Genomic DNA, 17,340 nt, shown 5'->3' with positions numbered 1-17,340 from the left:
CATGAGCATCACCTATCTTCCCGGTAAAGAACCCCACCCCAGGGAAACGCGCCGCATTCTGAAAAACGTCAACCGCGAGGGCTGGAATACCTCCATTGACTGCTATCTGGCCGACGGCGGTTATGAAGAACTGAAAAAGGCGCTCGGCATGGAGCCCAGGGCCGTCATTGACGAGGTGAAAAAATCCGGTCTTCGCGGCCGTGGCGGCGCGGGGTTCCCCACCGGCGTGAAATGGACCTTCATTCCGCCGAACAACACGAAGCCTGTTTACCTGGTTTGCAACTGTGACGAATCCGAACCAGGCACGTTCAAGGACCGCTACATTGTCCATCAGGATCCCCACCAGCTCATTGAAGGAATGGTCATCTCCAGCTACGCGGTGGGAGCGCATCAGGCTTACATCTACATGCGCGAAGAATTTCCCATCGCCGCGGAAATCATGCTCAAAGCCCTTCAGGAAGCTCGCGAACGCGGCTTCCTGGGCAGCAATATCCAGGGGTCCGGCTATAATCTGGAAATCCACCTGCACCGCGGAGCGGGAGCGTACATTTGCGGTGAGGAAACGGCCCTGCTCAACTCCCTTGAAGGGGATCGCCCCTATCCCCGCATCAAGCCCCCCTACTTCCCGGCCGCCATCGGCCTGTACGGATGCCCCACCATTGTCAACAACGTGGAATCCCTCTGCCAGGTGAAACACATCATGGCCATGGGAGGAGAAGCCTACAGCCAGGAAGGAGCCAAACGTTCCCCCGGCACCCGCATCATCGGGGTTTCCGGCGACGTCAAACGTCCTGGGTTCTATGAAATCGTCTCCGGCTCCATGACCTTCGGTGAACTGCTGTATGACGTCTGCGGCGGCCCGCGGGACGGGCGCCAGTTCAAGGCCGTGATACCCGGAGGCTCCTCCTCCAAGGTCATGCGCACGGATGCGGAATACAAAGTGCAGAATCCGGACGGCACCATGGGAAAAATCACCTTTTTCGACATTCCGCTGGATCTGGACAGCATCGCCCGGCACGGCTCCATGTCCGGTTCCGGCGCGGTCATCGTCATGGACGACTCCCGCTCCATGCCCTGGGCCATGAACAACATCAACCGTTTCTACGCCCATGAATCCTGCGGGCAGTGCACTCCCTGCCGGGAAGGCTGTCCGTGGATGATGAAACTCAGCACCCGCATCCTGGAAGGAAAAGCCGCCCCGTCGGATGTGGATCTGCTCATTGAAGTGGCCAACCAGATTGAAGGAAAAACGGTCTGCGCCTTTGGTGAAGCCGCCTCCTGGCCCACCCAGGCCATGGTCTCCAAATTCAAGGAAGAATTCGTAGCCCTGACGGATCCATTCAACGCCTGTCTGCCCCACACGGAGGAAGGCAGGGAGCAAAACCGTTTCCTCACCCGCTAAACAGCAGCACGCAACACCAGTTCTCAAAACCATCCCTCTCCATCCGTCATCATGAGTGAAGAAGCTTCCAAACTCCCCAAAGACATTGCCGCCGCGGAAGGCAAGGTGAACGTCCAAATCAACGGAACGTGGCACCGGTTCCCGCGCGGCACGCGGATTGCAGACGCCTGCCGTTCCGTGGGCGTGCCCATTCCGTGCTTCTGCTACCACCCCAAGCTGGCTGTCGCCGGCTCCTGCCGCATGTGCATGGTGGAACAGGGGATGCCGCCCAGGCTCGCTCCGGGACAGACACCCTCCTATGATGAAAACGGCTATCAGCGCATCCAGTGGATGCCCCGCCCCATCATCTCCTGCGCAAACACGGTGGCGGAAAACATGGGCATCCGCACGGACAGCCCCCTGGCCAGTGAAGCGCGCCGCGGCGTAATGGAATTTCTGCTCACCAGCCACCCTCTGGACTGCCCCATCTGCGACCAGGCCGGGGAATGCAAGCTTCAGGAATACTCCAACGACTACGGCCAGGTGGAAGGCCGTTTTGAAGAGAAAAAGACCAAAAAAGGGAAAAACCTGAGCATTGGCCCGCGCGTGAACCTGGACCAAGAACGCTGCGTGCTCTGCGGCCGCTGCGTGCGCTTCATGCGCGACATCATGCACGATGAGGTGCTCACCATGTCCCAACGCGGCACCTTCAACGCCATCACGGTTTACCCCGGCCGCGAGCTGGACAGCAACTACTCCATGAACACCGTGGACCTCTGCCCGGTAGGAGCCCTTACTTCCAAGGATTTCCGCTTTAAAATGCGCGTCTGGTTCCTGAAGGAAACAAAGACCATTGACGTGGACTGCGGAACGGGCACCAATATCACCCTCTGGACAAGGGAAGACAAGGTATACCGCATTACCCCGCGCCAGAATGATGCCGTAAACTCCTGCTGGATGCCGGACTCTCACCGCCTTAACTACAAATATATCAATGCGGAAACCCGCATTCCCCAGCCCGTCATCCGTACGGATGCGGAAGCGCCCCACCGCCCCTCCACCTGGGAACCGGCTCTGGCTTCCGCCGCGGAAGCCGTCAAGCGCATTGCTCCGAACCAGCTCGCCATCATTGCCTCCGGGCGCATGACCAATGAAGAACTTTACATGGTCCGCCATCTGGCCGCCCAAATCGGCACGGATATGGTGGACATCGTTCCCCGCATGGGAGAAAGCGACGGCATGCTTATTTCTGCGGATCGCAACCCGAACACGAACGGGGCCAGGCTGGTGCTGGATATCGAACCCGGTTCCAGGCTGGACGCCATTCGCGAAGGAGTTCGCAGCGGTTCCATCAAGGGCATCCTCTCCCTGGGGGAAGACCTCATCTCCCCGGAAGCAGGCTTCACGGCGGAAGATCTGGACAAGCTGGACTACCTGTTCATGACCGCCCACAGTGCCAATGAAACGGCGCGCCATGCGGACCTGGTTCTGCCGGGCGTCACCTACGCTGAAAAATTCGGCACCATGATTAATGTCACGGGCCGTATTCAACGCCTGAACCGCGCTATCCAGCCCATAGGATACGCCCGGGACGACTGGCAGATTTTCAGAGACATCACCCTTCTGCTGGGAGGCAATCCTGCTCTGAAAGACTTCAACTCCGCCCTGGACATCCTCACCGCCATGAGCACGGAATACGGCGCACTCAATGGAGTCTCCTGGGGTTCCATCGGAGACGGGGGCCAGCCCATTCTGGAAACCGGCGTCACCATTCCCGTGGTGGAACGCGAAAAAAACCAGGGCCGCTAATCACACTTCACACGCATACAACCTGTTAATCCGCCATGATTGATTCGATTCTAACCTTTTGCGACGAGGTGCTCAGCAACCCTGTGTGGTTTTATATCATCACTCTGCTGATCAAAATCGTCATCTGCTTTGCCATCACCATTCTGTTCATTCCGGTCTGCGTGTACATTGAACGCCGGGTGGCCGCCTGGATCCAGGACCGCGTAGGCCCCAACCGCGCCGGCATTCCGTTAAGCATCTTCCGCCGCTTCGGCATGAAATCCGACCTGCCGTTCAAAAAGACGCTGGACTACTTCGGGTTGCCCCATGACGGCAAAATCGCCAACCTGTGCCGTTTTTTCCGCCTGGACCGCGACATCCCCATCTTCGGTCTCGTGCAGCCCATGGTGGACGGCGGCAAACTGTTCCTGAAACAGGATTTCACGCCCCCCTTCGTACGCCGCGTATACTTCTGGATCGCTCCCATCCTGGTGCTTGCGCCACCGCTGATGACGGCGGCCGTGGTTCCCTTCGCCGGAGACCTTCAAACCTCTTACGGAAACGTCAACATGGCGGTGGCCAACCTCAGCGTAGGCCCCCTCTGGATGTTCGCCATCTCCTCCCTCTCCGTGTACGGACTGGTGCTGGCCGGATGGTCATCCAACTCCAAATTCCCCTTCCTGGGCGGCGTGCGCTCCTCAGCCCAGATGATTTCCTATGAAATCAGCATGGGTCTGTCCATCATCCCTGTGCTGATGATTTACAGCACGCTGGACCTGTCCAACATCGTGGAATACCAGGCCGCCAACGGCTGGCTCCTGCTTCCCGTGTGGGGCGAGGGCCTGAGCTGGCAGCGCTGGATACTGCTGGTGCCCGTAGCTATCAGTTTCATCATATTCCTCACCTCCATTTTTGCGGAAGCCAACCGTACGCCGTTTGACATGTCCGAATGTGAAACGGACCTCGTGGGCGGCTACCATACGGAATACTCCTCCATGAAATTCGCCCAATTCTTCATGGGGGAATATGCCGCCATGGTGGTGGGATCCTCCCTTGTCATCACGCTGTTCCTGGGGGGCTGGTCCATCGGCTTCGGCCTGGACGGCTGGCTCAATGAAAACGTAGCCAACTGGGTGGCGGTCATCTGCCAGCTCATCGCATATGTGCTCAAGCTTCTCTTCTTCGCCTTCTTCTTCGTCTGGGTGCGGTGGACGCTCCCCCGCTTCCGCTATGACCAGGTGATGAAGCTCGGCTGGATGGTCTTCTTTGAACTGGCCGTCATCAACATCTTCCTTACAGCCGCCATCCTGTACTTCGTCAAGTAATCCCCCCCTTCTTCATTCCGACAACATTACTATTATGGCCTTCAAAACGATCAAGCGTCCGAAGATTTCCCTTGGAGAGCGGTTCTATCTGCAATCCATTCTTGGCGGTCTTTGGCTCACTATCAGGCATCTCGTTCTGGCTCTGCTGGGCAAATCCCGCAACAAAAAAGAACTGGCCGGTTCCGGCATCGGCGTTACGATGCAATATCCGGAAGCCAGATGGGACAAACATCTGCCGAAATATTACCGCGGAGCTCCCGTGCTGGTGAAAGGCGAAGACGGCCGTGAACGCTGCGTTTCCTGCCAGCTCTGCGAATTCATCTGCCCGGCCCGCGCCATCACCATCACCCCCGGCCCCATACAGGAAGGACCGTGGGGCAAAGTGGAAAAAGCCCCCAGGGAATTTCAGATTGACATGCTGCGCTGCATCTACTGCGGCATGTGCGAGGAAGCCTGCCCGGAACAGGCCATCTTCATGAGCCATAACTACCTGTTCACCCCCACGGATAAAACCCAGGCCATCCACAACAAGGCCAAGCTCTACGAACTGGGCGGCACCCGCAAGGGGCTGGTCAACAAGTGGAACCAATACAAATAACCCCCGAACACTCCATTTCCCGTACGTTATGAACATCTTTGCCAGCGACATACTTTTTTACGTTTTCGGGGCCCTGGCCGTGGTCCTGTCCCTGATGGTCGTCTTCATGCGCAACCCCGTCTCCTCCGCCATGATGATGGCTCTTTCCTTTGGAGCCACCGCCGCCGTCATGATCGGGCTGGGAGCCCACTTCCTGGGCATTCTCCAAATCCTTGTATACGCCGGGGCCATTATGGTGCTCTTCGCGTTCATCATCATGCTGCTGAATGTGAAGCAGGAAACATCCCCCTTCAGCAGGCCTTTCTCCGTCGCTATCGGTATCATCATCGCCGGCCTCTTCCTCGGCCAGCTTATTGGCATCATCTATTCTTTGCCTGGCGCCAAAGAAACGCACCGCTGCCCGATGGCCAGCGCGGAACAGGCCTGGAACGATTTGAAAATCGGGCAGGAGGACGCAGCCCCCTCCAAAACCGGAATGGAAACTCCCGCCTGCGGCCTTCGCAACAACGGCGCCCCTTCCGTCATTCTCCCCCCCCTCTCCCCCCAATGTTCCGCCCACCTCTATCCGGAAGGCACCACCATCCGTGAGGAGATAGACAACGGAGAATTCCCGGACACCGCCCTGCTGGGCCGTACCCTGTTTGACAAATACAACCGGAGCCTGGTCATCGCCGGTCTGGCCCTGCTGGTGGCTTCCATCGGCGTCGTCGTGCTGAGCCGCCGCCCTTCCGGAAAATAAAGAACCCCTTACCACAGCCATCACCATGATACCTCTTACGCATTATCTGATCCTCTCCGGCGTCCTGTTCGCCATCGGCCTGATGGGGGTGATTGTCCGGCGCGACATCATCGTCATCTTCATGTGCCTGGAAATGATGCTCAGTGCTGCCAACCTGTCCCTGGTAGCGTTTTCCCGCGCCCAGGGCACTATGGGCCTGCCCAACTATGACGGCCAGGCCCTCTCCATCTTTATCCTGACCATCGCCGCAGCGGAAGTGGCTATCGGCCTAGCCCTCATCGTCTCCCTGTACAGGGCCAGGCGCACGGCCAGCACGCAAGATCTCAACACGCTGAAAGATTAAGAGCAACACACTACTCCACGAACATGTTCAATATTGATATTCAATACACCTGGCTTCTGCTCTTCCTGCCGCTGGTCGTAGCCGCCTTTGACTGGTTCCTGCTGACCAAACGTCCTGACGTCGCAGCCCTCACCTCCACCTTCTCCTGCCTGGCGACCTTCGTCCTTTCCCTGGGTCTGCTGGACCGGACCGGATCCGATTCCTTCTCCTGGCTCCCGATTTCCGACATCTCTTCCGTGGACCTGGGTTTCGTGCTGGATCCCCTTTCCTCCCGCATGATGCTGGTGGTCACGGGCATCGGCCTGCTGGTCCATGTTTTCTCTCTGGGTTACATGGCGGACGACAAGGCCAAAACACGCTACTTCGCATGCCTGAGCCTTTTCATGTTCTCCATGACGGGCATCGTCCTGGCGAACAACATCGCCATGACCTTTATCTTCTGGGAATTGGTGGGCCTCTCCTCCTATCTGCTTATCGGCCACTGGTACACACGGGACACTGCCGCCAACGCCGCCAAAAAAGCCTTCATCTGCAACCGCGTCGGGGACTTCGGCTTCCTGATCGGCATTCTGACTCTCTGGGCGCTGACCAACACGCTGGATTTCAGCCTGATGGAAATACCCGCAGGAATCAGTGAAAACCTGCTGAACATTACGGTACTGTGCCTCTTCTGCGGAGCGGTGGGCAAATCCGCCCAATTCCCGTTGCACGTCTGGCTTCCGGACGCCATGGAAGGCCCCACCCCCGTCTCCGCCCTGATCCATGCGGCCACCATGGTAGCCGCCGGCGTTTACATGATGGTGCGCGTTCAATACTCCATCGGCATTGAGGCCTTCCCCGCCCTGGCCTGCAATGTCATTGCCGGCATCGGAGCCATTACGGCCGTCATCGCCGCCTTCATGGCCACCCAGCAGAATGACATCAAACGCGTCCTGGCCTATTCCACCCTCTCCCAGCTCGGCTATATGGTCATGGCCCTGGGACTTCTGGCCGGGGAGGCAGCCATGTTCCACCTCTTCACCCACGCATGGTTCAAGGCTCTGCTCTTCCTGGGCGCCGGTGCCATCATCTTCGCCTGCCACCATGAACAGGACATCTGGAAAATGGGCGGCATCATGAAGCGCATGAAGCTGACTTCCCTCACCTTCATCATTGCCACCATGGCGCTGATTGCCATTCCGTTCACGTCCGGCTTCTTCTCCAAGGAAGCCATTCTGGAAGCAGCCCTTCGCAAAAACCCGGTCTTCTTCTGGATCGGCGCGGGCGTAGCCCTGCTGACAACCTTCTATATGATGCGTGTCATCTTTGTGGTCTTCTTCGGCAAGAGCCGCAGCCACAGTTCGGAACACGCCTCGGAAGTTGGCGGCCTCATGCTGGTGCCCCTGCTGATTCTGGCTGTCCTGGCTCTCATCTCCGGCTACGGGTTCATCGCAGACAGGCTGGTTCCTTTCAACGGATTCGTTTCCGAAAGCTTCCACATGGGCATGCCCTTCTACGTCTCCATGGGGGCGCTGGTGCTCGGAATCCTGCTGGCGGCTGCCTTCTACGCAGGCTCCCCGGCTTCTGACAAACTCTCCGGCAATGCCGTTTCCCGGGCTCTCGCCAACCGCCTTTATATTGATCTGTTCTATGATAAAGTGCTGGTCAGGGGAGTCCAGGGCGTTCTGGCCGCCATCATCGACTTTATGGACCAGTTCATCATCTCCGGCCTCATCGTTGGCGGACTGGCGCGGTTGACCGCCGCCATAGGCTCCCTGCTGCGCCGCCTGCAGTCCGGCAACATGGCCGCCTATACGGCTCTCTTCGGCATTGGCCTGCTCCTGGTCATCTACTTTACCGTCTTCTATTCCTGCTAACCTAACCAACCAATCACATACCATGCTTATCTGGCTTGTTCTCATTCCTCTGATTGCCGCGGCCCTCATCGGTCTGTGCAAGGCGCCCGCACGCCCGACAGCCCTGCTCAGCGCCTCCCTGACGCTGGCCCTCGGCATCTGGGCCCTGGTTAGCTTTGACGGCTGTTCTTCCTGCTGGTCCCGTTTTGAAGGGATGGACCTCCAGCTCACGTTGGCTCCGGCCCTGTCCAAAGTAATGCTGCTGCTGACCATCCTGGTTACCTTCGCCACCGTATTGGGCACCAACCCGCCCCAGGGGGGGGAAGCTTCCTGGTACAACTCCGCCCTTCTGATTTCCGCAGGCGCCACCGGGGCGTTCCTGTCCGACAACATAATCTCCTTCTTCGCCTTCCATGAACTGGCTCTTATCCCCACCTTCGTGATGATCGGCCTGTATGGACGCGGCGACCGCCGCACCACGGCCTGGCGCGCCACGCTTTACCTGGGGCTTGCCTCCATGGTGCTGCTGGCAGCCCTGCTGATGATCGGTACGCAGGCAGGCTTCACCTTCTCCGGCCTGAAAGACTTCATGGCCAGCGGGCGCGAACTTGCCCACGCGGAACTCATCGGGGCCCTGCTCATCGCCGGGTTCGGCACGCTGATTTCCCTCTTCCCCTTCCATTCCTGGGCAGCCCCCGCATACGCATCCGCTCCCGCTCCGGTAGCGATGATGCATGCCGGAGTGCTTAAAAAATTTGGCCTGTACGGGCTCTTCATGTTCCAGCCGCTGATGGAAACAGGATTCCTTCCCTGGACGAATATCCTGCTGGTCCTGCTCGTCTGCAATGTCATTTGGGTGGGGTACGTAACCGTCAACCAGAAAAGGCTGGACCTGTTGCTGGGCAACTCTTCCGTGATGCACATGGGCTATATCTTCCTGGCTTTCGCCGCCCTGGTAGTTTCCGGTTCTGCGGAAGCCAATCCCTGGGCGCTGAAAGGAGCTGCCCTGCTGATGCTGGCCCATGGCCTGACAATCGCCCTTCTCTTTCTGCTCTGCGGGCAGATTGAAAAGCAAACAGGCACATTGGAAATCAACTCTCTGGGCGGACTGAGCACCAGGCTGCCGCGCATGGCTTTCGTTTTCGGCCTGGCGGGCATGGCTTCCATCGGCCTCCCCGGCCTCGCCAATTTCCCGGGGGAATTCATGGTCTTCTTCTCCGGTTTCGCCGGTTTCAGCAACGGCTTCGGCCCCGTTCAAATCGCCACCATCCTGTGCCTCTGGGGACTGGTCATCGGCGCGGTATACATGCTGAGGGCCTACCGCAATATTTTCCAGGGAGATTTGTCCAAAGCCTCCGCCTACGCCACGGGACTGCAGCCCTCCGAACGGGCGGCCAACTGCTTCCTGGTCATCGCCCTGGCGGTCTTCGGCTTCTTCCCCACGCTGGTGCTCCAGTTTTTCTCCTGATTTCCTCCCTTCCGAATACAATCCTAGTCTAACCTGATTCTCTTTTACCCATGCAAGCGTATATTCCGGAATTCATCCTGGCCGGCCTGGCAATGCTTTTGCTTCTGGCGGAGACCTTCTGCAAAAAAACGCCCAAATTTATTTTCGGGCTGATTGGCGCGGCGGGAACCCTGGCGATGCTTCCCTTCTACATGGAAGGGCTCTATGACAACATCTACATCATCCTGGCGCTCGTCGCCACAGCAGTCACCCTGTTGCTTTCCGTAGATTTCCGGGCCGTCATCAACCTTTCCTCCAATGATTCCAAATCCCAGGACGGAACGGGGGAATTCTACATCCTGCCCCTGCTGGCCTGCGTAGGCATCACCTCCCTGTGCAAGGCATCCAACCTAGTGGAACTGTTCGTCTCCCTGGAAGTGCTCACCCTGAGTTCCTTCATCATGGTAGGCTACTTCCGGCGGAACCTGGGTTCCACGGAAGCGGGCATCAAGTACCTGATTCTGGGCGCCGTCAGCACGGGGTTTCTCGTTTTCGGCCTGGCCTGGTATTTCGGCATTACGGGAACATTCATTTATAATGAAACGATCGTCAGCCACGCCCTGGCCGGCCAGACAGCCCCCGCCATGTACCTGGCCCTCGCCATGCTGCTGCTCGGTACAGCATTCAAAATCGGTGCAGTTCCCATGCAGCTGTGGATTCCGGATGTGTACCAGGGCGCTCCCACTCCGGTGACAGCTTTCCTTTCCGTAGCCTCCAAGGTAGCCGGATTCGCCCTGTTCGGCATCATCCTGGCCCCATTCGCCGTGCTGCCTCCCGTCGAATTCGTCGTAGCCCTGATGGCCGCCGCCACCCTGCTGGTGGGCAACCTGGGCGCCATTCCCCAGACGAACCTGAAACGCATGATGGGGTATTCTTCCATTGCACAGGCAGGCTTCATTCTTCCCCTGTTTATCGGTACTGTGGACGGCAAGCTGGCTCCGAACGCCCCGTTCTACCTGGCTGTGTACCTGGTCATGACCTTCGGCGCCTTTTTCGCCCTTGCCATGATCCGCATCCAGCGCGGGAGCGAGGAAATTTCCGCGTTCCGCGGTCTGGGCAAAACCAATCCCCGGCTGGCGCTGGCGGTCACCATCATGTTCGCCTCCCTGGCGGGCGTGCCGCTGACGGCCGGATTTTTCGCCAAAATGATTTCTTTCGTGCACGTCATCAATACGGGTCTGTATCTGGGTTGGATGCTCCCCGTCATGATCGTCTGCGCTGCATCCGGGTTTTACTATTACTTCAAGGTCATCCGCTCCATGTACTGGGACAAGCCCGCAGAAAACGCAGAACCCGTGCAGGTACCGGCCATTTCCGGAGTCATGCTGGCCGCGTTTTCCATCTTCATCGTGCTGGGGGGCCTGATGCCCCTGTTCCTGAACCCCATCCGGTAACAAACGCGTCCTTTTCCCCCATTCTTCCGAAGGCCGTTTCCCGAATTTTTCGCAGAACGGCCTTCCCCATTCAGGCAAAGCTGTATGTTCCGCGTCGGCTGGCTGAAAGCGGGAAGGGGAAGGAGAGAGTGCGGCTGCCCGGCCTTCCGGACTTACGGTTTCAGACGTTTCAGAATCTTGAGCAACCAGCCTGAGCCAAGTATTTCTTTTATCACATTCATGCCGGAAAAATTTTGAAAAAAGTGCGGCCTGCCTGCGAGATTTCCCCCAGGCCAAACGTAATTAGCCTGTCCTAATTATTTGCCTGTCCCCCACCCTCCGGGCATCAAATCAGACAACCATCAATCATTCAAAACCATGCGTCTTTTATCCTCCGCCGCCGTCATTTGCGCCGCCCTGTTCTCCGGAACCATCCTTCATGCGCAGGACCCGGAACTGCTGGCCAAGCGCCAGTGCCGTTCCGTCCATATCAACCAGCAGGGGCATCCCTCCCAGGCAAGCGCCCTGTACAATGTAGTGAAAGCCAAAACATCCGTTCCCGGCACCTACTTTTGCGCCATGAATTTTGACGACGGCTATATCGGTTTTCAGGAACAATCCAACGGTAAAAAAGTAATCATCTTTTCCATCTGGGATCCGGTGGCACACGGAGACAACCCCAATGATGTGCCGGAAGAAGAACGCACCAAGCTGGTAAAACTGGGCAAAGATGCGCGCTCCGGACGTTTTGGCGGTGAAGGAACAGGCGGACAAAGCTTCGTGGACTATCCCTGGGCAATCGGGGAGAACATGCGCTTCCTCGTCTGCGTCAAAAAAATGGGGAAATTCAAGGAAATCAGCGGTTATTACTTTAATAATAAAAGCAGGTCCTGGGATCTTATTTCCAAATGGAAAACGCATTCCTCGGAAAAGGAACTTTCCTTCTCCGTCGGATTCGTGGAAGATTTCATGCGTAATTTTGAATCAGCCAAGAAGGCCCGCGGAGCCTTCTTTGGCCCCAGCTTCGCGTACAAGGACGGCAAATGGCATCCCAATACCAGCGTAACGTTCACCGGCGACCCAACCCCCTCCACCAACGTCATGGCGAACATCCAGCCTGATGGTTCCGTGCTGCTTCAGACGGGGGGAACTACGAAAATGACGGATTTCAAGCTGTTCCAAAATCGTCCCCTGCCCCAGAATATCAAGCTGGTCCTGCCTGACAAGGCCGTTACCAGTCTTGTTCAGGAGAACATTAACTGATTATGTCCCCCACCGGCTGGCTAACCATGATTGTTTCCATCGGCGGCGTACTGGCCGCCGCCGCTTGGGCGTATTACAAAGTACTCTCCACCCCCAAGGAAACGGAATATCTGGGCAGCCCCACCCCGCCACTGCCGGAAAATGCGGAGGAATAAGGCCCCGACCCGGTGAACCGCTGCACTCCGGACTGAACAACTCCCCCAAAATCATCTTGCCGCAGCCAGAGAGAGCGCATGTCGTCCCGATACCTGAAACAGGGCGGATATAAGGGAGTATTTTCCCGGCAGACAGGCAACATGGACCGGTATTCTCCGGGGATATGCACGCAAACCGCGCCCGAATCATTCGGGCCGCACCGGTCCACAGGATTTCTAAACGATTCTTCTCCTTATCCGTCTGACGGAGGCAAGATGAAGCCCAGCCGGTCAATGCCGTATCTGGCGCATTCCTGCCACAGGGATTTTTCCAGGGCTTCCGCAGTACGGCGGCGTTCCTCCTCCGGCATGTTTTCAAAATATTCCGGGCCCAGGTGTTCGCTGATGGCCTTGTCCGCCATACGTGTCACGAGATCCGCCCAGAAAGAGTTGTCCCGGTATTCATCCAGGCAATCCTGGAAAAAGGCGCTTTCTTCATATTCCCGGGTGAAGGCATAGCCGCCCAGCTCATCCGCATAGGCAATGCGCCCTTTCAATTTGGAGGTAACGGAAAGCTCCTTCATCAGCCGGGAAACCAAATTCCCCCACGCCGCCAGACGAGCCTCCGCCCCATCCTGCTGGTTGGAGGCAGCCACCGTGGCGGCAGTGGAAAGCATTTCCGCCAAATCACGCGCTTCCTCGTCGGACAATTTCAACGTCACCGGCATGGGAAATCAAATCAATCCGAGTTTCATTCTGCCCTCCTCGCTGACCATGTCCTGGTTCCAGGGGGGGTCCCACACCATTTCCACATCCGCAGCCTCCACCCCTTCCAACGCTTCAATGCGGTCCTTGGCTTCCATGACCAGATGGGGCCCCATTCCGCAGCCGGGCGCCGTGAGAGTCATTTTTACCGCCACATGATGAAGGCCGTTCTCCAACTCAATGACGGCCACATCGTAGATCAGGCCCAAGTTGACGATATCCACGGGGATTTCCGGGTCATACACACATTTCAGCGTATCCCAGACCCTTTCTTCCAGTGTGGCGTTCTCATCCAGCGCAGCCGCTTCCGGAGAAGGTTCCTCCGCTCCAGCGCCAAGAGCGTCCGCGTTCTCCCTGGAGATACGGGCCAGGCCGTGGTCCGTAGCCACGGTATAGGAGCCGCCCAATATCTGGGTGATATACACGCGTTCCCCTTCCGGCAGGGTGAGCACATCCCCGCTGGGGATCTGGACCGCCGTCACTTCTCTTTTGAGTTCTACTACCTGGTTCAGCATAAATCCTTGCAATTAAAGGAATATCCGGCTAAGGACATGCACCGGAGGCTTCCGAATGCCATGGAACAGAACCGACCCATGGTTTCCGGAACCTTCCGCGCAGGAGCAACATAAGGCGTATTTGCATCACCGTCGAGGTCAAAAATTGTTCAGCCCCGGCCGGAAAAGCCCTTCATGACAGGAAAGAGCATTCCGCCATGTTCTGGAAAAGCCGCCGGAAGCGGAGAGCTTCGTTCTTGCCTAGCGGAGGGAAAAAGTGTAAAAGGTTCGGGCTGCCCGGGCTGCCGTCAGCTCATGGCCGGCTACACGTACATTTTCAACCTGACATTCCATGCTAGATTACTTACGTAAACATACAATCGTCATCATGGCAGCCATGGCCCTGGTGTTTGTGGGCCTCATGTTCGTCGGCGGGGACGTAAGCGGCGGCTCCCTGACCGGCATGTTCAAGCAGACTTTTGTTTCCGTGGACGGGAAATCTTATGGGGAAAAGGATTATAACAATATGGGCAGGACCGGCCTGTCCGTGGCTTTCTCCTTCCCTTCCACCTTCGGTCCGCTGCTTCAGGACAATTTCAGCTCGGAAGAAAACCTGCGCGAACTCTGCCATCTGCTGAAAACAAATAATCCCAATGCGGCTTTCCTGGCCTACCGCGGCATTATCCGCCGGGAGGCGGGACGCCTGGGCTTGACTCCCAGTACCGCGGAAATTGACGATGCCATTTGCAATATTCCAGAGTTCCAGGACGATAAAGGCGTTTTCGACCCCCAAAAATACGATAATTTCATTTCCATGCGCGGCAACATGGGTAAAAAGCTTCAGGAGGAACTGCTGCGCGGTCTGATGGAAGACACCATCAGCCTGGAGCGCATCAAGGACGTGCTGGCCGGGGGTATCTCCGTGGAGCCCGGTTTTGCCGAGGCTGTAGCGGAATCCAACAGCCAGCAAATTACAATCAACACCGCCTTCCTGGAAAAAAGCGCCTTCCGTCCCAAGACGGATCCCGGAGAAGAGGAAATAAAAACCTTCTGGGACAAGCACAAGGAAAATTACAAAAATGAGGAAGCTCGCTTCTTCACCGTTTACACCTTCATTCCCGCAGGCGATGCCCAGGCACCCAAGCCCGGAGACATTTCCAACGCCACCATGGAGACCATGAATCTGGTGGAAAATGACATCTGGGAACCGCTGAACGCCACCAACGGCAGGAACATGGACCAGGCCATCAGCGAAGCCCTGGCCAAGACTCCCGGCGTCTGCAAAATGGAGAAAAAGTCCTACACGGCCGTAACGCGTAAAAACGCGCCTCAGGAAATCAACCAGGCAATCAACCAATCCGCTTCCGACGGACGCAGCGCCAATCTGCTGGATGTGGCTTTCTCCCTGGCGGGAGCCCCGGCCCTGAATGCGGATGCGGATGCCAAGGCCATTGAAGAAGCGCGCGCCAAGACCGGAGCCGAACAGATCAGCACCATGCAGGTGCTGGAAAACGGACAAGTCGTCCTGATCCGTCTGGAAGGCATTACTCCGGTCAAAGCCCTGCCTTACGAAACCGCCCGCAACAGCGCCCGCGCCGACCTGCTGGAAAGCATGACCGTTGAATCCATGAATAAGGCCGCCACGGAACTCAATACGGAATTGCAGAAGGCGGAAAACCCCGTGGAACAGTTCAATGCCATTGCCGGAAAAACCGGTGCCAAAACCGCCTCTTACGGTCCCTTTGTCAATCCAAACGTACTCTTGAGCAGCGTCAACCTGCAAAACGCCAAAACACAGGAAGAGCTCCAGTCTCTTCTGGAACGGGCCATGAATTCCCGCCTGGCCCCTCCCAAAGAGCTCCCGGCCCCTGAAGAAGTATTCCAGGCGGCTTCCGTCATCAACCCCGGCCAGATGGCTCAGCCCATCAACACGGGGGACGGCATCCTGCTGACCCAGCTCGTCAAGCGCGAACTGGAGGATACGCCGGAATTCCAAATCAAATCTACCCAGCAAATTGCTCCGGCTCTGACTGCCCAGGCAAAATCCATGATCATGCTGGACTGGCTGAAAGCGTGCATCACCCAATATAAGGTGGAAATCGCTCCCATCCTGAACCAGGAACGCTAACGTTTTCCCTTTCATGACAACCGTCAGTGAGCCCGTCTTTTTCTCACAGGCCTTGAACACCGTCTGAACGCATTCGCCATGATGGCCTCCGCCCGGAGGCCATCATTTTTATTACTCCTTCTCCATCTCCCTCCTTTTCATCATCCAATGAGCGCCCTGCCCTCCCAGTCCAGATACATCATCGGAACGGAAGCCTGTGAACGTTTCAGCTTCTACGGCATGAAGTCCATCCTCATGCTGTACATGACGGGCCATCTGCTGATGAGCGACAACTGGGCCACCTCCACCCTTCATATTTTTATGGGAATGGTTTATCTGCTTCCCCTGGCGGGGGCCTGGCTGGCGGACAAGGTCTGGGGCCGATATAAAACCATTCTTTATATTTCCCTGCTTTACTGCGTAGGACACGGAGTTCTGGCGACGGCGGATCTTTTCCACACCATTGAAGCGCGCCGTTACATTCTCATGGCGGGCCTGTTCATCATCGCTCTGGGAGCCGGAGGCATCAAGCCATGCGTCTCCGCCTTTATGGGAGACCAGATTCCTAATAAGTCCCCGCAGTTAATGACCAAGGCTTTCAATGCCTTCTACTGGGCTATCAACCTTGGCTCCTTCTTCTCCTTCCTGGTCATTCCGGCCATGGAACAGCGTTACGGATACAGTTGGGCGTTTGCCGTCCCGGGCCTCTTCATGGGGGTTGCCACCTTCGTCTTCTGGCTGGGCCGCAAAAAATACCACAAAACGCCTCCGGCCCGGAACAGCGGGCAGCCTGGCTTCTGGAAAGTCCTTTTCATCATTCTGTTCCACGGAGGCTGGAAAAACGCAGAACAGCGCTGCGGAACTTCTGCCGTGGAAGACACCCGGCACATCCTGAAAATCCTCTCCATCTTCGCCTTTATCATCCCATTCTGGTCCATTTTCGAACAGACGGCTTCTTCCTGGGTATCCCAGGGCAGCAGGATGATTCCTCTTTCCATCCCGCTCCCGGGCGGTTCCTGGTCCATCGGGCCGGCCCAAATCCAGGCGGCCAATCCCATTTTCGTCATGGTGTTCATCCCCCTCATCACCGTATTTGTTTATCCCAGGGTGGCAACGCTTGCAAGGCCCCTGGTGCGCCTCGGAACGGGATTGGCCCTCAGCTCCGCTACATTCCTGATTGTCGCTTTCCTGCAATACCGGCTGGAGGAAGGAACCTCCATGTCCATCGCATGGCAGCTGATTCCTTACTGCGTACTCACCATCTCTGAGATCCTGGTCAGCACCACGGGCCTGGAATTCGCCTATACGCAAGCCCCGGCGCATTTGAAAAGCCTCATCACCAGTTTCTGGAACCTCACTATCTTTGCAGGCAACATGCTGGTGGCCGCAATTACTTTTTTCCTGTCCAACGGAGAATCAGCCAACGCCATTTCCACGGACCGCTTCATCCTGTACGCCGTGCTCGCCGCCGTGGTGGCGGTCGCCTACTCCTTCCGGGCGCGCAGGTACGGAAAAACGGAATAAAGAAAGCACTGCCGTTCCCGGGCGCGTGGCCGGGTTTAACCATGTTTTGAAAAAACAATCAGGCCGTAACCAGCATGCGCTCCTCCCATTCCCTCCGGCAGGTTTCCTTTTGGGAAAATGCCGGAAGACACAAATTACATAAGGAGGGCATGACCGGACAAAAA

The 17,340-nt window shown here is 57.1% G+C and carries 15 protein-coding genes; 13 read left to right on the top strand and 2 right to left on the bottom strand.

The genetic code is table 11. The features are described from left to right. The first annotated feature begins 1 nt into the window (after nt 1). From nuoF to AMUC_RS12675, 11 genes are all read left to right on the top strand, one after another. Nucleotides 2-1,402, top strand: a complete 1,401-nt coding sequence (gene nuoF, locus AMUC_RS08605; protein ID WP_012420647.1) for an NADH-quinone oxidoreductase subunit NuoF — start codon at nt 2-4, stop codon at nt 1,400-1,402. A gap of 51 nt (nt 1,403-1,453) precedes the next feature. Next, the gene (locus tag AMUC_RS08600; RefSeq protein ID WP_022198758.1) at nt 1,454-3,190 is read left to right on the top strand and encodes an NADH-quinone oxidoreductase subunit G; all 1,737 of its coding nucleotides are present in this window, start codon (nt 1,454-1,456) and stop codon (nt 3,188-3,190) included. A gap of 35 nt (nt 3,191-3,225) precedes the next feature. After that, entirely contained in the window at nt 3,226-4,494 is a 1,269-nt protein-coding gene (locus AMUC_RS08595) for a complex I subunit 1/NuoH family protein (RefSeq protein WP_012420645.1), read from the top strand. A gap of 34 nt (nt 4,495-4,528) precedes the next feature. Then, entirely contained in the window at nt 4,529-5,092 is a 564-nt protein-coding gene (locus AMUC_RS08590; protein WP_012420644.1) for a NuoI/complex I 23 kDa subunit family protein, read from the top strand. A gap of 28 nt (nt 5,093-5,120) precedes the next feature. After that, nucleotides 5,121-5,831 (top strand): NADH-quinone oxidoreductase subunit J, encoded by a 711-nt coding sequence (locus AMUC_RS12095; RefSeq protein WP_012420643.1) that lies wholly within the window; start codon nt 5,121-5,123, stop codon nt 5,829-5,831. 25 nt (nt 5,832-5,856) lie between these two features. Further along, nucleotides 5,857-6,174, top strand: coding sequence for an NADH-quinone oxidoreductase subunit NuoK (nuoK, locus tag AMUC_RS08580; protein WP_012420642.1), 318 nt, complete (start codon nt 5,857-5,859; stop codon nt 6,172-6,174). Nucleotides 6,175-6,197: 23 nt separating this feature from the next. Further along, on the top strand, nt 6,198-8,030 hold the full coding sequence (nuoL, locus tag AMUC_RS08575) for an NADH-quinone oxidoreductase subunit L (protein ID WP_012420641.1): 1,833 nt from the start codon (nt 6,198-6,200) through the stop codon (nt 8,028-8,030). A 22-nt stretch (nt 8,031-8,052) separates the two neighbouring features. Further along, a complete protein-coding gene (locus AMUC_RS08570) occupies nt 8,053-9,477 on the top strand; it encodes a complex I subunit 4 family protein (RefSeq protein ID WP_012420640.1) in 1,425 nt (474 codons plus the stop codon). A gap of 50 nt (nt 9,478-9,527) precedes the next feature. Beyond that, on the top strand, nt 9,528-10,910 hold the full coding sequence (locus tag AMUC_RS08565; protein ID WP_012420639.1) for an NADH-quinone oxidoreductase subunit N: 1,383 nt from the start codon (nt 9,528-9,530) through the stop codon (nt 10,908-10,910). 357 nt (nt 10,911-11,267) lie between these two features. Further along, nucleotides 11,268-12,152, top strand: coding sequence for a DUF3472 domain-containing protein (locus tag AMUC_RS08560; RefSeq protein WP_012420638.1), 885 nt, complete (start codon nt 11,268-11,270; stop codon nt 12,150-12,152). A 2-nt stretch (nt 12,153-12,154) separates the two neighbouring features. Beyond that, a complete protein-coding gene (locus tag AMUC_RS12675; protein WP_012420637.1) occupies nt 12,155-12,307 on the top strand; it encodes a hypothetical protein in 153 nt (50 codons plus the stop codon). Between the two features lie 233 nt (nt 12,308-12,540). On the opposite strand, the gene AMUC_RS08555 is transcribed toward AMUC_RS12675, so the two are convergent. Further along, nucleotides 12,541-13,014, bottom strand: a complete 474-nt coding sequence (locus AMUC_RS08555; RefSeq protein WP_012420636.1) for a hypothetical protein — start codon at nt 13,012-13,014, stop codon at nt 12,541-12,543. A gap of 6 nt (nt 13,015-13,020) precedes the next feature. Further along, a complete protein-coding gene (gene sufT, locus AMUC_RS08550; protein WP_012420635.1) occupies nt 13,021-13,566 on the bottom strand; it encodes a putative Fe-S cluster assembly protein SufT in 546 nt (181 codons plus the stop codon). Between the two features lie 331 nt (nt 13,567-13,897). Between sufT and AMUC_RS08545 the strand changes: the two genes are divergently transcribed. Together AMUC_RS08545 and AMUC_RS08540 are read left to right on the top strand one after the other, a co-directional pair. Then, nucleotides 13,898-15,673 carry a SurA N-terminal domain-containing protein gene (locus AMUC_RS08545; protein WP_012420634.1) on the top strand — a complete coding sequence of 592 codons (1,776 nt, stop codon included), beginning with the start codon at nt 13,898-13,900 and terminating at the stop codon, nt 15,671-15,673. A 147-nt stretch (nt 15,674-15,820) separates the two neighbouring features. Then, entirely contained in the window at nt 15,821-17,176 is a 1,356-nt protein-coding gene (locus tag AMUC_RS08540) for a POT-type proton-dependent oligopeptide transporter (RefSeq protein ID WP_012420633.1), read from the top strand. Nucleotides 17,177-17,340: the final 164 nt, after the last annotated feature.

The sequence above is a fragment of the Akkermansia muciniphila ATCC BAA-835 genome (genome assembly GCF_000020225.1).
Classification (GTDB): Bacteria; Verrucomicrobiota; Verrucomicrobiia; order Verrucomicrobiales; family Akkermansiaceae; genus Akkermansia; species Akkermansia muciniphila.
This window is presented reverse-complemented; position numbering and strand designations above follow the sequence as displayed.

Excerpts from the sequence above, each read along its gene's own strand:
- nuoF (WP_012420647.1), top strand. The coding sequence starts at position 2 with ATGAGCATCACCTATCTTCCCGGTAAAGAACCCCACCCCAGGGAAACG.
- AMUC_RS08600 (WP_022198758.1), top strand. The coding sequence starts at position 1,454 with ATGAGTGAAGAAGCTTCCAAACTCCCCAAAGACATTGCCGCCGCGGAA.
- AMUC_RS08595 (WP_012420645.1), top strand. The coding sequence starts at position 3,226 with ATGATTGATTCGATTCTAACCTTTTGCGACGAGGTGCTCAGCAACCCT.
- AMUC_RS08590 (WP_012420644.1), top strand. The coding sequence starts at position 4,529 with ATGGCCTTCAAAACGATCAAGCGTCCGAAGATTTCCCTTGGAGAGCGG.
- AMUC_RS12095 (WP_012420643.1), top strand. The coding sequence starts at position 5,121 with ATGAACATCTTTGCCAGCGACATACTTTTTTACGTTTTCGGGGCCCTG.
- nuoK (WP_012420642.1), top strand. The coding sequence starts at position 5,857 with ATGATACCTCTTACGCATTATCTGATCCTCTCCGGCGTCCTGTTCGCC.
- nuoL (WP_012420641.1), top strand. The coding sequence starts at position 6,198 with ATGTTCAATATTGATATTCAATACACCTGGCTTCTGCTCTTCCTGCCG.
- AMUC_RS08570 (WP_012420640.1), top strand. The coding sequence starts at position 8,053 with ATGCTTATCTGGCTTGTTCTCATTCCTCTGATTGCCGCGGCCCTCATC.
- AMUC_RS08565 (WP_012420639.1), top strand. The coding sequence starts at position 9,528 with ATGCAAGCGTATATTCCGGAATTCATCCTGGCCGGCCTGGCAATGCTT.
- AMUC_RS08560 (WP_012420638.1), top strand. The coding sequence starts at position 11,268 with ATGCGTCTTTTATCCTCCGCCGCCGTCATTTGCGCCGCCCTGTTCTCC.
- AMUC_RS12675 (WP_012420637.1), top strand. The coding sequence starts at position 12,155 with ATGTCCCCCACCGGCTGGCTAACCATGATTGTTTCCATCGGCGGCGTA.
- AMUC_RS08555 (WP_012420636.1), bottom strand. The coding sequence starts at position 13,014 with ATGCCGGTGACGTTGAAATTGTCCGACGAGGAAGCGCGTGATTTGGCG.
- sufT (WP_012420635.1), bottom strand. The coding sequence starts at position 13,566 with ATGCTGAACCAGGTAGTAGAACTCAAAAGAGAAGTGACGGCGGTCCAG.
- AMUC_RS08545 (WP_012420634.1), top strand. The coding sequence starts at position 13,898 with ATGCTAGATTACTTACGTAAACATACAATCGTCATCATGGCAGCCATG.
- AMUC_RS08540 (WP_012420633.1), top strand. The coding sequence starts at position 15,821 with ATGAGCGCCCTGCCCTCCCAGTCCAGATACATCATCGGAACGGAAGCC.